Source organism: Parashewanella tropica (assembly GCF_004358445.1).
Classification (GTDB): domain Bacteria; phylum Pseudomonadota; class Gammaproteobacteria; order Enterobacterales; family Shewanellaceae; genus Parashewanella; species Parashewanella tropica.
This window is the reverse complement of the sequence record NZ_CP037951.1, coordinates 3,771,457-3,785,415: the sequence shown is the minus strand read 5'-3', so window position 1 is coordinate 3,785,415 and position 13,959 is coordinate 3,771,457. Positions and strand designations below refer to the sequence as shown.

At 42.8% G+C, this 13,959-nt stretch carries 14 protein-coding genes; 13 read left to right on the top strand and 1 reads right to left on the bottom strand.

The genetic code is table 11. The features are described 5' to 3' along the window. Positions 1–124: 124 nt before the first annotated feature. Entirely contained in the window at positions 125–763 is a 639-nt protein-coding gene (locus E2H97_RS16700) for a helix-turn-helix domain-containing protein (protein ID WP_133408184.1), read from the bottom strand. Between the two features lie 279 nt (positions 764–1,042). On the opposite strand from E2H97_RS16700, the gene E2H97_RS16695 reads away from it, so the two are divergent. From E2H97_RS16695 to E2H97_RS16635, 13 genes are all read left to right on the top strand, one after another. Then, on the top strand, positions 1,043–1,402 hold the full coding sequence (locus E2H97_RS16695; RefSeq protein ID WP_246029020.1) for a TrbC/VirB2 family protein: 360 nt from the start codon (positions 1,043–1,045) through the stop codon (positions 1,400–1,402). A gap of 14 nt (positions 1,403–1,416) precedes the next feature. Further along, complete coding sequence (locus E2H97_RS16690) at positions 1,417–1,737, top strand: VirB3 family type IV secretion system protein (protein WP_133408183.1); 321 nt, start codon at positions 1,417–1,419, stop codon at positions 1,735–1,737. After that, positions 1,734–4,202 carry a VirB4 family type IV secretion/conjugal transfer ATPase gene (locus tag E2H97_RS16685; protein ID WP_133408182.1) on the top strand — a complete coding sequence of 823 codons (2,469 nt, stop codon included), beginning with the start codon at positions 1,734–1,736 and terminating at the stop codon, positions 4,200–4,202. Before E2H97_RS16690 ends, E2H97_RS16685 begins: the two co-directional genes overlap by 4 nt. Continuing rightward, a complete protein-coding gene (locus E2H97_RS16680) occupies positions 4,199–4,834 on the top strand; it encodes a type IV secretion system protein (RefSeq protein ID WP_133408181.1) in 636 nt (211 codons plus the stop codon). Before E2H97_RS16685 ends, E2H97_RS16680 begins: the two co-directional genes overlap by 4 nt. Positions 4,835–4,881: 47 nt before the next feature. Then, positions 4,882–5,160 (top strand): EexN family lipoprotein, encoded by a 279-nt coding sequence (locus E2H97_RS16675; protein ID WP_133408180.1) that lies wholly within the window; start codon positions 4,882–4,884, stop codon positions 5,158–5,160. 5 nt (positions 5,161–5,165) lie between these two features. Next, positions 5,166–6,182 (top strand): TrbL/VirB6 family protein, encoded by a 1,017-nt coding sequence (locus E2H97_RS16670; RefSeq protein WP_133408179.1) that lies wholly within the window; start codon positions 5,166–5,168, stop codon positions 6,180–6,182. 156 nt (positions 6,183–6,338) lie between these two features. Continuing rightward, the gene (locus E2H97_RS16665) at positions 6,339–7,073 is read left to right on the top strand and encodes a VirB8 family type IV secretion system protein (RefSeq protein ID WP_133408178.1); all 735 of its coding nucleotides are present in this window, start codon (positions 6,339–6,341) and stop codon (positions 7,071–7,073) included. Position 7,074: 1 nt separating this feature from the next. Further along, the gene (gene virB9 / locus E2H97_RS16660) at positions 7,075–7,917 is read left to right on the top strand and encodes a P-type conjugative transfer protein VirB9 (RefSeq protein WP_170308341.1); all 843 of its coding nucleotides are present in this window, start codon (positions 7,075–7,077) and stop codon (positions 7,915–7,917) included. Then, a complete protein-coding gene (gene virB10, locus E2H97_RS16655; RefSeq protein WP_170308340.1) occupies positions 7,910–9,049 on the top strand; it encodes a type IV secretion system protein VirB10 in 1,140 nt (379 codons plus the stop codon). The genes virB9 and virB10 overlap by 8 nt, the downstream gene beginning before the upstream one ends. Next, a complete protein-coding gene (virB11, locus tag E2H97_RS16650; RefSeq protein WP_133408176.1) occupies positions 9,027–10,085 on the top strand; it encodes a P-type DNA transfer ATPase VirB11 in 1,059 nt (352 codons plus the stop codon). The genes virB10 and virB11 overlap by 23 nt, the downstream gene beginning before the upstream one ends. Further along, positions 10,082–11,938, top strand: a complete 1,857-nt coding sequence (locus E2H97_RS16645; RefSeq protein ID WP_133408175.1) for a type IV secretory system conjugative DNA transfer family protein — start codon at positions 10,082–10,084, stop codon at positions 11,936–11,938. Before virB11 ends, E2H97_RS16645 begins: the two co-directional genes overlap by 4 nt. After that, a complete protein-coding gene (locus tag E2H97_RS16640; protein ID WP_133408174.1) occupies positions 11,931–13,808 on the top strand; it encodes an LPD7 domain-containing protein in 1,878 nt (625 codons plus the stop codon). The genes E2H97_RS16645 and E2H97_RS16640 overlap by 8 nt, the downstream gene beginning before the upstream one ends. Continuing rightward, positions 13,786–13,959: a conjugal transfer protein TraD gene (locus E2H97_RS16635; RefSeq protein WP_133408173.1), complete on the top strand. Its 174-nt coding sequence runs from the start codon at positions 13,786–13,788 to the stop codon at positions 13,957–13,959. Before E2H97_RS16640 ends, E2H97_RS16635 begins: the two co-directional genes overlap by 23 nt.

Below are 13,959 nucleotides of genomic sequence, written 5' to 3'. Positions count from 1 at the left end.
AGCTAACTAAAGGCGTTATAAGTTTAGCTGCTTTATCAAGTTCTGTATGCATCTTAGTCTGCCCAAGTTAATTTTCTGAAATTACAAAAATTCTATCTCGCTTATGTCCACAAATGAGCTAGGACTACAAAAATCTAATCTCTGTAAGGGTAGCCACAATCTGGTTATCCTTTAACATCTGAATCTCATCCTGCATTTGTTCGTTTTGCAGCTTTACGGCAAAATTTCCTTTGTCATATTCCATGAGTAACTTAATCAGCAATTCTTCATTTATGTTGATCAAAGCAAAACATTTATCAAAAGGAGAATGTTCAGGATCAAATACCAACTTGGCGCTGTTCGAGATAAGGAAATCCAGTTCAAAATCGCCCTCTTTAGAATCAATAACAAAAGCTTTCGAACTCAATGATTCTTGAACAGGGAGGTATTGTTCAAAGTCAGTAAACTTACCTTCTAAGAAGTTGTTTATTTGTGACTTTCTGATCACAGGGATTTCTATAGAACCGCTCGATACCGATTCATTATGTTTATGACCGAAGATCAACCAGTCAACAGACACACCAAAATGTTCACCAATGCTTTTTAGCATCTTTCTTGATGGAATAGCCTTGCCATTTAACCAGTTACCAGCCCCTTTATGAGTTATCTCAAACAACTCTGATAACAAAGTTATTCTGCCCATATTTTTAGGGGGAAAATTATGTCTGTCTAATAGCTGGTTTAAGCGTTGGCTAAATTGGAGTTTACTGTCTGTAGTTGGCATCCGTCAGATCTTGTCTATCGTTGTTATGCTTCATTATTACACAATAAATACGAAATTCGACAAAAGCCCATTGTTGACGTAAGCCTAGTGACAGCTAACAACTTCCTAAATTAACAAAGATATATCAATTCACTTAGCTTAAATGCCATTTTGCTATGGTTTATTCCAAATAATAAATTTACAAAATTATTCCTATTTGACATATTTTGAAACCTATTAAGGAATTTTTTAATACTAAAGGATGCTCTGTTTCTTTCATTCTCTACAGGAGAAATAGCTATGAAAACAGGCTCAAAATTAAATTATATTCAACTTCTGCCTTGCCCTTTGAAATCTAATGCTGAATGCAATCAACCGTTATCATCTTCTATCTTAGCTAATTGTTTATTTATTACCGTCTTGATGCTCATTCCAGAACTCGCCTTTGCCGATCCCATTTCAGAAGGCGTGGATTGGGTGATGCAGTTGCTTACCAATGGTATTGCTCGCAGTGCTGCAATAATTGGGATTGCCATTTTGGGTTATCTGGCATGGTTTGGGCGTATCACTGGTGAGACTTGCGGTAAGTATATTGCCGGCATTGTTCTAGTTTTTGGTGGCTCAACAATCGTCGATTTAATCATTTCAGCTGTTAAGTAGAGGGGAGAGTTACTATGTCTTCTACTAACTTCTGTGATCCCTTATTTGTGGCTGTCACTCGTCCTGCGATGAAGTGGGGTGTGACTTTGGATGGCATTATCATTGCTGCGTCAGTAGTCACAGTGCTAATGATTGCCACTAAAAACCCCTTTGCTTTACTGCTGTATTTTCTTTTGCATGCACTTATGTATTCGTTGTGTTTGCGTGATCCCATGACGTTTCGTTTGCTCAAGTTATGGATGAACACCAAGGCTAAATCCGTATGCTGGCGATGCTTGGGTTATGCCACAGCCTGTCCTGTTGTGAACACCCGAAATAAAGAGAGAATACTATGAGTGCTTTCGCGATAGAAAAGCTCACTGAAAAATGGCAACAAGAAAACTCCGTTGATGAGTTTATCCCTTATCAAACGCATGTGGACGAACATACGATTAAAGCCCATAGCGGTGATTACTTGCAGATCATTAAGTTACAAGGTGTGGCGCATGAGTCGGCTGATCCTGAGCAAGTAAATCTGTTGAAAGAGCAATTCAATTTGATGCTACGTAACATCAGCAGCCCTCATGTGTGTTTATGGACACATCTTATTCGTCGTGAATCCAAGATTGTTCCAAAAGGCGAGTTTAAAGCCGATTTCGATAAACAGTTAAATCAGAAATATATCGACAAAATCTGCCAAAGCCAGTTGATGGTCAATGAGCTTTACCTAACTGTCATTTATCGTGATGCCAATGTGCCGCTTAAATCAAAGTTAAAAGTAAAGTCTCCAACTATTGAACAGTTACTTGCCGAGCAAAAACAAGCGATATCAGCGTTAAATGATGTCGTTAGTACGGTTTTATCATCACTTGAAAGCTATCAACCTCAGCGCTTAAGGATCTACACCAAGAACGTTATAGACAAAGGCAAAGTATTCTATAGCGAGTTACTCACACTCTTAGACTACCTGATCAATGGCGAGTGGCAACCCAGAGCTATTACCACTGCTGATATGTCAAAGTCATTACCTAGAGCTAGACCACTTTTTTCTGATAACACTTTTGCTCTAAAAGGCATTACGCAAACCCGTTTGGGCGCGTGTTTGAGTATTAAGGAATACCCTGAACACACCGAAGCGGGTTTGCTTAATGCACTTTTATCAGCACCGTTTGAACTGGTGTTAACCCAAAGCTTTCAGTTTTTATCAAAGCCTGTGGCCACCGAGATTTTACTGCGCCAACAAAAAAGGCTGATCGCCACAGGGGATTTTGCCCATTCTCAAGTGGATGCCATTGATATTGGGTTGGATGATTTAACCGCCGGGCGCATGGTTTATGGTGAACATCATTTGGTGCTTACTGTGTTAACAGACACAACAGAAGCCCTTGACAAACACCTTTCAGCACTAAAATCTGAGCTGGCCGACCAAGCCATTATTCTCACTAGAGATGATTTATCGATTCAGTCAGCGTTTTACTCGCAGCTGCCAGCCAACAGTCGCTATCGTCCTCGCCCAGCCCGAATATCTTCTCGTAATTTTGCTGGATTTTGCAGTTTTCATAACTATCCATCAGGACAAGTTTACGGTAATCAATGGGGCGATGCCGTCACAATATTACAAACGGCTTCTGGTAGTCCCTATTACTTTAATTTCCATGAGTCTAATACGCATAGCCCAGTCCTTCAGGCTCATGAAAATCGTGAAACGGGTAAGGATGACAAGCTTAAGGATGAGCATCACGCTCTAGGTAATACCTTAATAATTGGCGCTTCTGGCTCTGGTAAAACGGTACTGCAAGGCTTTTTGATTTCTCAAAGTAAAAAGTATCAGCCAACGCAAATCATCTTTGATAAAGATCGTGGTTTAGAGATCTACGTTCGTGCCACTCAAGGTTTGTATCTACCGCTGCAAATGGGTAAGTCCACAGGTTTTAATCCGTTTCAGCTTGAACCCACAGCCGACAATATTCTTTTCATCACGGCTTTGATTTCAAAGCTTTGCGGTGGCCAGTTACCGCACCAACATCAACAAGAACTAGCTGATGCGGTGAAAGGGGTAATGAGTTTACCTAAGCCACAACGCCGTTTAAGTCGCTGTTTGGAATTTTTTGATCCCGTTGACCCAAATGGCTGTAGCTCAAGATTACAAAAGTGGTGCCGTAGTGGTGAACTCGCCTGGGTTTTAGATAATGAAGTCGATGAGCTATCTATCACTAATCAAATCTTATTCGGCTTTGATGTCACTGATTTTTTGGACATTGAAGAAATCCGCACACCGATTGTCATGTATCTGTTTTATCGCATCGAAAAGCTCATTGATGGTCGCAAGCTGCAAATCTTTATGGATGAATTTTGGAAGCTATTGGCTGACGAATACTTTGAAGATTTGGCTCAAAACAAACAGAAAGTCATTCGTAAACAAAACGGCATTATGGTGTATGGCACTCAATCGGTTAAGGATGTACTTAACTTTCCAATTGCTCACACTTTGATTGAGCAATGTGCCACCTTGATATTAATGCCCAATCCTAAAGCTCGACGTGATGATTACATTGATGGGCTTCATCTCACCGAACGTGAATTTGAACTTATTAGCGCTGAACTGGAACCCAATTCTCGCCAATTCATCATTAAACAAGGTCATGAAAGTGTTGTCGCTAAATTAGACCTAAACGGCTTTGGTGATGAACTGGCGGTTATTTCAGGTACAACCGATAAAGTGAACTTGATGTATCGGATTGTGGAAACCGCTGGCAGTGATCCCAAAGACTGGCTCCCTGAATACTTCAATGCCTTGCATGAGCAACGAGGTGAAGCATGAAACGCCTTTCTTTAATGATAGCGCTACTGATGACACTATCACTGCCATTACCCAGCTTGGCTTTTCCAGTGATTGATATTGCTAATCTGCATCAAAAAATCATTGAAATACGTCACTTATTGGAAGAAATCGACACGCTCAAACAACAGCTTGATACCGCAAAGCGCCAGCTCAGTAGCATTAACGGTATTACAGGGATGAGCGATGCCATTGATTCTGTTTACGATGTGGCGGTCAAAGTCGACCCCAATCTGACCCTTAAACAACAAGGCTTACACAACAGCGAATGGCTCAAGCTTGGTGGTGACAGCGCAAGTTTGTTTGATGACATCAATCGCTATCGTGGTCGTTGGTTAGGACAAACCCAATTATCACTGCAAGAAACCCAAGTGAGATACGACCAACTTACTAGGCTTATCAACAAGATCACTCAAGCACCAAAACAAAAAGACATTCAAGATTTACAAGCCCGTATTCAAGCGGAAAACGCCATGCTTGCTAATGAACAAGCCAAATTGCAGCTAATGAAAGCTCAAGCACAAGCCAGTGATGCGTTAGCACAACAGCGTATTACTCAAATGGCCATTGAATCGGCTGGTGAATTACACCCGATTAATGTGAATTGGAACTAACCTACCAAGGACGGCAGAACCCATTAAATCTACAATGAGGACTCTGCATGAAAGCCATCAATCTTATTCTTGTTTCACTAACAATCAGCCTAGTGGCTGGATGTTCAAAAATGAGCAATCACCATAGTCAGCAAAACCAAGCTCATGATGTGGCTTGGTTTAAACAGCATCAGAAAATCTTGATGCAAACCTTAACCCAATGCAGTAACAATCCAGCTAAGTATCGCAATCATCCTGAATGCATTAACGCTCAACAAGCGGCAAATGACATTGTGGCTGGTGATCCTGTACCGCTACCAGCTGATATGGCTCACCCAAAAGAGTGATCAAAATGGCGGCTACCAGTAATCTGTATCGCAGTATTTTCAGCTTGGTGGATCAAGCCTTACACAACTATGTGCAGCAAGGTTCGGCAAGGCTTATTCAATATCTTATCCCTGTATTCACTAGCATGATGATCTTGTGGGTAGTGATTTGGGGCTACTCAATGATGTTTGGACGTAGTCAGGAGCCATTACAAGAGGGATTTTTTCGCATCATTCGGATTGGGTTTATTTTGACTTTGGGCTTAACCGTTGGTCATTACAATCAAACCGTAGTCCGGTTTTTAAGTGAAACGCCACAGTTTTTAGCCGCTGTTGTATCAGGCACTAAAACTCAAAATGCGGCGCAGCTGTTAGATCACCTGTTCGGCCAAATTCTCATCCTTGCCGATAATGCATGGCGACAAGGTGGCGTCATGAACGGCAACTTTGGCATGTATATTTTGGCAATGGGGATTTTAACCATCGGTGGTTGCCTGACTTTATTAGTGGCGTTCTTTATTTTACTGAGCAAAGTCATGGTCAGTGTGCTGCTAGCAATCGGTCCAGCTTTCTTTGTTCTGCTTCTGTTTCAAGCCACTCAACGCTTTTTTGAAAGCTGGCTGGGCATGGTACTCAACTTCGGCTTCATCTTGTTACTTGGAGTCTCGTCAGGGCAATTGATGACAACGGTGGCCTCCAAGTATCTGTCACAAATCTCTCTCAACCATGCTGCTCTAACCACCCTCAGCGACAGCTCCATGTTGTGCATTGTGATGGGGTTGTGCATTTTAGTGATGAAGCAAATTCCCGCAATGGCTTCAGCCCTAGGTGGCGGGGTAGCGATTGCTGCTCATGGGGCGATTTCGAATAGTTTTCATGCCATGCGACCTACCACCTTACGTCATCAATACCGCACTCTCAGAAGAGATTTGAACTACACAGGTCAAGCGTTATCTGCACCAATTAAGCCTGTTGGTTCGGGTTATCGTGCCTACCAACAACGCTTTGGTGGCAACAGTATTTCAGGAGATAGTGAACAATGAAAAAGCTAATTTCAGTATGCTTCATCCTATTACTCACACACTGCTCCAGTATGCCCAAACCACCGCATTGCAAAGACGATGGTAAAGGACTAATACCTGTGAACACTCAGCCTATTGTTATCAAGCCACTTTTTATTAAACCAAATGGGGTACGTCATGGCTGAACTTGAGCAGCATTTGACTGATAAGCAGCTTCTTCAGAAATACTTTGCTGATGCCAGAGGTTGGGATGCTGAGCTGAATGTCAAAATCAAACAATCCGAGCAACGAGCTTGGAAATGCTGTTTATTACTGGCTTTACTTGCCACGCTTTTGGCTATCAGCCTCATTACCTTAATGCCGCTGAAATCCATCGAACCTTTTGTGATTCGAGTCGATAACAACACAGGCTTTGTGGACGTGGTTTCAACCTTGACCAGTAATGGGCAAGTGAAACAAAAGGCGCAAGAAGTATTAGATAAATATTTCTTAGCTCAATATCTACGTCATCGAGAAGGCTACCAGTGGCAAACCCGCAGCTATGACAGAAAGCTTATCGGCCTAATGTCCGATGAAAATATTCAGCAAGATTACGGTTTACAAACTGATCCCAAATCTAACTCAAATGCGCCAATCAACCTTTATGGTCAATCAGCGCAAGTGCTTATTAAAGTGAATGCCATCAGTTTTATTGGACACGACAAGAATAATGGAGAGCAAACCACTACGGCGTTAGTGCGTTATACCAAGCAAGTTAAACAAGTCGGTGAAGATCATTCGCTAACCCATTGGGTCGCCACCATCACATTCACTTATCGCAATGCGCCAATGTCGGTATCTGACAGACAATTAAACCCTCTTGGTTTTCAAGTGCTGAGTTATCGCAATGATCAAGCCACGGGAGGGGATTAAGATGAATCGACTCTCTTGGATAAATTGGTTGTTTGCCTTACTGGTTATTAGTAAAACGGCATTGGCACTGGAAACGCCCCACATTGGCCATTTTGATAGACGAGTGCGCCATATCAATTTCAATCCTCAGCAAGTGGTGAAGTTAGTTGGTCACTATGGTTTTGCCACCGATATTGCCTTTGCCAGTGGTGAAGCCATTAAGCAAATTGCGATGGGCGACAGTGCTGCATGGAGTGTAACGCCAGTAGACAATCACATTTTTATCAAACCTAAAGCCCAACAAGCCATCACCAATATGACAGTGCTGACTAATCGCCATGTCTATCAATTTGAGTTAAATGCGTCACAGCTTAAAAACACTAACCAAGCGACAAGCCGCAATATGATGTTTACGGTGGATTTTATCTATCCTGATGATCTTAAAAATCAGCTACACCAACACAATCAACAGCAGTTACTTGACGATGAACTTAATCGTCACACCACGCCACAGGTGAATAACCAAAACTATTTCTATAAAGGTGATAAAGCCTTACTTCCTGTAACGGTCTTTGATGATGGTCGCTTTACTTATCTCAAATTCAATCAAAAACAAGACCTACCAGCGGTGTATACCGTGAATAGTGACAACAGCGAAAGTCTAGTTAACAGTCATATCAACCCTGATTTTCCGGACACTATAGTGATCAGGCGAGTGGTACGAAGACTGGTTCTAAGACAAGGCCAATTAGTTCTGTGTTTGTTTAACCAATCCTTTGATTCAGAACAGTCAGAAAGCTATCAAAAAACACAAATCCCAAAGGTGAAGAGAATTGCGAAAAGACGGGAGGTAAAGCATGACTGAACCGTCGTCAAATCCAGTTGAAGAACTGTCATCTAATCCAGTTCCAGAGCTAGGCAATCGAGTGCAAAACAATTCATGGCTCACCAAAGCTGTGATGGTTGTGATTGCAGGTTTAATGATTGTGTTGTTAGTCGCCATCAATGGCGGCTTCAGTCATGCTAAATCTGATAGCAACTCAGCCCAACATCATTACACCATTGCCGACCATTTGGGGGCGCCTCCTGAGCCAGATAAGCGCTTAATTCCCACTAAAGCAACAACATCAAACACAGATAAAGGCTCAATCATTCACACTGGGCAATTAGACGAACCAAACTCACCTCAATTCGGTCATTTAGCTCGTTTTAGCGGTCAAAAGAAAACTCTCACGCCACTACAACGTAAACAGTTAGACGGTTTATTGGTGCTCAATAACAGCTCACAAGAGGCAGTTTCAAAAAACACTCAACAGGAAGAATCATTACCTGACCTGAACCAAGCGCAGCCCAATAGTCACTCTCTCAACCAGCAGCTGCAGGCCACCAAGATTCAGGGCAGCATCGCAAGCCGTGTCATTGATCCTAACTTGTTTATCACCAAAGGCGCATTTCTTGATTGCATATTAGAAACCGCCATTAGTAGTGATGTCGCAGGAATGACTCGCTGCCAGTTAAGTCGTGATATTTACTCTACCAATGGCAAGGTGCTGTTATTGGAAAAAGGCAGTCATATTGTCGGTGAATATCAAGCCGGGTTAGAGCAAGGACAAGCTCGAATATTTGTGTTGTGGAATCGCATCGAAACACCAACAGGTGTGATTTTAGATTTAGCCTCACCGGGAACTGACAGTCTTGGTCGCAGCGGTCACAGTGGTTATATAGATGGTCATTTTGGCCAGCGTTTTGGCAGTGCCATGTTACTCAGTCTGATTGGTGATGTCGGTACTTATTACGCCAATAAATCCAAAGGCAATACCAATACAATCCAATTTGGTGACACCATTGGCGGCACTAAAAATTTCGCTTCTATTGCCCTTCAAGACTCGATTCATATCAAACCAACTTTGTATAAAAACCAAGGGGAACACATCAATGTGTTTGTGGCCAGAGACTTAGATTTTAGGGGCGTTTATGAGCTTACTCTTAGCCGCTAATCAAAGCCCGCGTTCTGATGTCAACATCGAAGATTGTCGTTCGTTGGCTTTGCTGGAACACTTGAAATTGCTGAATATTTACTTGATGCAGCCCAGTATTACCGAAATTGTCATTAATCAACCTAAGCAGGTCTTAACCGAATCCAACAAAGGCTGGGAAAAACATAAATCCAATACCATCACACTGGAATATTGCCAACGCTTAAGCAAACTCATTGCCACCTATTCAGGACAAAAGTTGGATGCTTCACATCCCATTTTATCGGCCACACTGCCTCATGGTGAGCGAGTCCAAATCGCCATACCACCTGTGACCTTAATCGGCAAAATCAGCCTGACTATTCGCAAACCATCAAGTGTGGTGTTTAGTTTGGATGATTACCACCAACAAGGCTATTTCAACCCTCAACATTCTGAAGTGGATAACCAACAACAAAGCGAACAACAGCTGATTGAGCTTAAGCAAAACGGCGATATTGCCGCTTTCCTAAAACTTGCTATCAAGCTTCGAAAAAACATCATCGTTTCTGGTGCGACAGGCTCAGGAAAAACTACATTTCTACGCTCATTGCTACAACAAGTCCCAGATTCAGAGCGATTGATATCTATAGAAAATGTCGATGAATTACAACTCTATAACACTCACTCCAATACCGTCAGTTTGTTCTATTCCGCTGGTAATCAAGGCATTGCCAATATCACTCAAAAGCACCTATTAGAAGCCAGCTTACGAATGAAACCCGACCGAGTGTTTGTCGCAGAGTTAATTCGTGGTGATGAAGCTTTTTACTTTCTTCGAAATATCAATTCAGGGCATCCGGGCAGTATCACCACCATGCACGCAGGAAGCCCTAAGTTAGCGATGGAACAACTGATGTTACTACTCAAAGAAAGCCAAGCTGGTTCGTCATTATCCAGAGAAGACATTAAACAACTTCTGCATTTATGTGTAGATGTAATTATGCAGCTGCAAGTGGTCAACGGCAGGCGTTTTGTAAGTGAAGTGTTCTTTAACCCAAAGGGCATGGAGGCATGATGAACAAGCGTGGCTGGATTATTTTATCAAGCATCATTGGCGTGTTAGTCGCCAGTCTATGGCTCTGTGGTGCTTTGTTCTTATGGTTCGCCAACCTCGATGCAAAGCAGTCCAGTCCGATAACTATTTTCAAATACGCTTACTACTTCGGCCATCAAAAAATCACTCAGTTTTATCTCACTTTATCCGTTACCATTGGCTTTGCGCCTGTAATTGCCTTTGTTGCTAAGAAGCTCAAAACAAAAAAGCAGCCAATTTACGGTGATGCAAAATTTGCCGACACTAAACAAATCAAGCAGGCTGGCCTACTAGTTAAATCTGGCATCGTCGTCGGCAAAAAACGCTTTGGGTTGTCCGAGCAATACCTACAGTTTGCAGGTCAACAACATGTATTAATGTCTGCGCCAACTCGCAGCGGTAAAGGTGTAGGCGTGGTTATTCCCAACTTGCTTAGCTGGCAAGATTCAGTGGTGGTGTTGGATATCAAGCAAGAAAACTGGCACATCAGCGCAGGTTTTCGAAAGGAGCACGGCCAACATTGTTTTCTGCTTAACCTTGCCCCAAGAAACTACCAAAGCCACCGCTGGAATCCACTGTATTACATTTCCAATGATCCAAGCTTTCGCATTAACGATATTCAGAAAATTGGGCAAATGCTGTTTCCCAATATCGATAATGAAGCTCCAGTTTGGCAAGCCTCAGCTCGTTCATTATGGTTAGGCTTGGTCTTGTACCTAATTGAATCGCCACCTTTACCTGTGACTATGGGAGAAATGTTAAGACTGCTTACTCAAGGCGATGAATATCTGGCTCAGCAATTAGAGTTGAGATTAGATTCCAATGTAAGTCTATCCAGCCAATGCCTATTAGCCCTGAAAGAATATCTTGATACACCAGAGCGTACTCGTGGCTCTGTGCGTAAAAGTTTCACTTCGGCTTTAGAGCTGTTTTATAACCCTGTGATTGATGCGGTAACTGCATGTAATGACTTTGATTTACGCCAAATACGCCAACAAAAAATGTCGATTTATGTCGGTGTGACACCCGATGATTTAAGTCGTTTATCACCACTCATCAACTTGTTCTTTCAACAACTCATTGACCTCAACACCAGAGAGCTGCCAGAGCAAAATCCACAGCTGAAATACCAAGTGCTATTGCTACTCGATGAGTTTGCTGCCATTGGCAAAGTTGGCATATTAAGCAAAGGGATAAGTTATGTCGCAGGTTATGGACTAAGACTGCTCACCATCATTCAATCGCCTGCTCAGCTTAGAGAAATTTACGGTCACGATAGCGCTGAAACCTTGATGGATAACCATGCGCTGCAAATCGTGTTTGCACCGAAAAATCCCAAAGTGGCCAGAGAAATCTCCGATAGCCTTGGCACATCCACCATCAACAATCGCAGTCGTAGCCGACAGTTATCAGGCAAAGGCGGAAAAAGTGAAAGTGTGAGTGATCACGGTAGAGCCTTAATGTTGCCACAAGAGCTAATGCAAATGGGCGCTGATAACGCCATCTTACTTCTCGAAAATTGCCCACCCGTAAAATGCCAAAAACTACGTTGGTATCAAGACAAACAGCTAACTGTTCGGGGTAATCATCCTGATAAAAATCATTATTCAATACCAGACATCCCAAAAGTTACACCCAAGCAACACTCAATCACTATCACTCAAATTCGCTGCGCTGAGGATGGCGATGCGGCAAGTATTGAGCGATCTGAACCTGTCAATAGTCTTGCAGAGCAACCGAGCCAAACAGAACTCAAACCTATATCTCAAAAAATACCAATGAGCGACTTGGTTACTGATTTCAAAAATGTAGTGGGAGATGAAAACTATGAGTAATGAGCAATTGAAGCACAAAACCTATCTGGCTGTGGGTTATGAAGATAGAGCGCAAGCCCAACAAGAAATTGGCAGACTCAACAATGGTGTTGCTGCCATTAGCTTTGATGGTGAACAAGGCTTGTGGTATGCCAAAGCTGGAACTGAAAAACGCAAAGTAGAACCTTGGCTGCCCGATCCCAACATGATGAAACAGCACAGCGATACCGATCCCCTGCTTGAATTTAATAATGTGCTGGAAACAGCAGGCTTCTTACTGAAAGAGCCACCAATAATGGATGGGCAAATTCATCGAGTGGCGACACAAGACGATAAACGTGGTCAGAAAAGTGGTGTCTATGCGGTGTTTAATGATAGCCACCCAGTTGGCTGGTATCAAGATCACCGCAATCACAGCGAACCGCAAAAATGGCATGCCAGCTTTGAACAAGCCGATCCAACCGCACGTCTCCATCAAAAAGCGCATATGACCAATATTCGTTATCAACGAGAACAAAGCTTAAATCAAAAGCAGCAACACCACGCTAAACGCTGCGCTCAGCTGTATCGACAGCTACCCACGGCAAACTCTGGTCAAGGCTATCTGAGTCGCAAAGGCGTACAAACTTATCCCGGTGTATGTCAGGACAAGAAAGGCCGCTTGGTGATCCCGCTTTATGATACTGAACAAAATATCCATAGCCTTCAGCGGATCAGCTCTAATGGCTTTAAGTGCCTTAAAAAAGGCGCACAAAAATCAGGACACTTCTTTGTGGTGGGCGATAGACCGCTAAACACTAATGAGCCAATTTTGTATGCCGAAGGTTATTCGACAGCAGCCAGTATTGCCGAAGCCACAGGTCGCAGCGTAGTGATGACGGTAGATGCGGGCAATATGCCCAAGGTCGCTGAAAATATCAGTGCTAAGTATCCCAATGCTAAACATCTGTTCCTTGCTGACAATGACCATAAAAATCAAATCAATAAAGGCATACAAAAAGCCAGAGAGTCAGCCAACTTAGTCGGTGGGCATTGGCTAACACCTAAGTTTTCTACAGAGCAGATCCAACATGGATTAACCGACTTTAATGACTTACATATGAGTAACAGCGTATTCAGAGTGAAAAAGCAAATCGAAGGCTATATTGAACGCTGTTGGCCAGAACTAAAGTACCAAAAGCCAGAACGATTACAGCCACCGCTTAATAGCATTATGCCTGTCAGCTCCACACTCAAAACCATAACTACAATGCAGCATAAACCTCAGCATGGACAAATAAAAACACCAGAAACTGAATTGGAGACAAAGCCAGACAATCCGACACGGCCTCCGAAACCAAACAAGGAACAACCTGAGCAAGGAGCATCAAAAATGCCGATGCCCAAGCATCTGTATATGCGCTATACCTCTGCTAACGGCAAAAGCTATTTCCCAAATCGAAACTCAGCAGCACTGGCCTTTATCGACAAAGGCACCAAGTTACAAACACGGCTTGAACATAGCAAAATTATTATGGATTTATTGGCCATTGCCGAACATCGAGGTTGGCAACAAATCAAGCTGAGAGGCAGTCAGAACTTCAAACGTGAAGCATGGCTACAAGCAAAAATCAGAGGCATGGAAGTCACAGGCTACAAACCAAAACCATTGGATTATCAACGCTTGGCACAGCAAGGGATCAATATAGACAAGCAATCTCAACAGACTCAATCGGTAAAGCTCCAAGCTCAGCCAACCACTTCACCACCAAAGCAACAAGCTACCACACAAGCCAAACCACAATCCGCATTAGAGCGATTTAAGCAGAGGTTTACCCCACAAAACTCAATTGCCAAATCCCGTTTTGCACCACATAAGGAAAACCACTATGAACACCAACTCGAACACTAAACTCGATGAAAAATTAACTCTGCTCAACACACCACAAAACATTGTAGAAGTCACGGCAGTGGAAGCCGAAGAACTGGGGGCATTTAAGGAAGATGCGCTATCTGAACAAGACGCATGGGAAGCCACCGAAGTTGATACTGATGAGGATTAA

Bases quoted from the DNA above. Each gene is read 5' to 3' on its own strand.
- E2H97_RS16700 (WP_133408184.1), bottom strand. From the start codon at position 763: ATGCCAACTACAGACAGTAAACTCCAATTTAGCCAACGCTTAAACCAG.
- E2H97_RS16690 (WP_133408183.1), top strand. From the start codon at position 1,417: ATGTCTTCTACTAACTTCTGTGATCCCTTATTTGTGGCTGTCACTCGT.
- E2H97_RS16665 (WP_133408178.1), top strand. From the start codon at position 6,339: ATGGCTGAACTTGAGCAGCATTTGACTGATAAGCAGCTTCTTCAGAAA.
- virB11 (WP_133408176.1), top strand. From the start codon at position 9,027: ATGAGCTTACTCTTAGCCGCTAATCAAAGCCCGCGTTCTGATGTCAAC.
- E2H97_RS16675 (WP_133408180.1), top strand. From the start codon at position 4,882: ATGAAAGCCATCAATCTTATTCTTGTTTCACTAACAATCAGCCTAGTG.
- E2H97_RS16670 (WP_133408179.1), top strand. From the start codon at position 5,166: ATGGCGGCTACCAGTAATCTGTATCGCAGTATTTTCAGCTTGGTGGAT.
- E2H97_RS16680 (WP_133408181.1), top strand. From the start codon at position 4,199: ATGAAACGCCTTTCTTTAATGATAGCGCTACTGATGACACTATCACTG.
- virB9 (WP_170308341.1), top strand. From the start codon at position 7,075: ATGAATCGACTCTCTTGGATAAATTGGTTGTTTGCCTTACTGGTTATT.
- E2H97_RS16695 (WP_246029020.1), top strand. From the start codon at position 1,043: ATGAAAACAGGCTCAAAATTAAATTATATTCAACTTCTGCCTTGCCCT.
- E2H97_RS16635 (WP_133408173.1), top strand. From the start codon at position 13,786: ATGAACACCAACTCGAACACTAAACTCGATGAAAAATTAACTCTGCTC.
- E2H97_RS16645 (WP_133408175.1), top strand. From the start codon at position 10,082: ATGATGAACAAGCGTGGCTGGATTATTTTATCAAGCATCATTGGCGTG.
- virB10 (WP_170308340.1), top strand. From the start codon at position 7,910: ATGACTGAACCGTCGTCAAATCCAGTTGAAGAACTGTCATCTAATCCA.
- E2H97_RS16640 (WP_133408174.1), top strand. From the start codon at position 11,931: ATGAGTAATGAGCAATTGAAGCACAAAACCTATCTGGCTGTGGGTTAT.
- E2H97_RS16685 (WP_133408182.1), top strand. From the start codon at position 1,734: ATGAGTGCTTTCGCGATAGAAAAGCTCACTGAAAAATGGCAACAAGAA.